At 65.0% G+C, this 371-nt stretch carries 1 pseudogene; it reads right to left on the reverse strand.

The features are described 5' to 3' along the window. A pseudogene (locus QP996_RS11800) lies at positions 1-371 on the reverse strand (HNH endonuclease signature motif containing protein); the annotation flags it as partial.

Here is a 371-nt window from a genome sequence, read left to right on the forward strand (position 1 = left end):
CACACGGGTGAGACCATGCAGGCCATGTCGCGCTGTTTCTGGTTGGCGAAACGCTCGGTGTCGTACAGATTCACCGCGCCTTGCTCCGGGTGGAACGCTGCGACCTCCAACGTCTCGCCGAACTCGTGTTGGAGGTATTCGGCGCCGGTCATGGTGGTGCCGTCGGTCAGTGTGAGGATGACGTCGTCGCCCTCGCCCGCCATAATCCGTGCGTGCTCGGAAATCGGCACCATCACAATCGGGCGTGGCGCGGCAGCAACCACCCCGCCGGTTTCGCCTTCGACGATGCGCCAGAACGCCTCCTCCATCTGGGGTGCGGCGGGCTGTGTGTCGTCGATGCCTTGCCGCAGGCGGTGCTCTAAGTCTGCGGC

It is taken from the genome of Corynebacterium sp. MSK008, assembly GCF_030232585.1.
In the GTDB taxonomy this organism is placed as follows: domain Bacteria; phylum Actinomycetota; class Actinomycetes; order Mycobacteriales; family Mycobacteriaceae; genus Corynebacterium.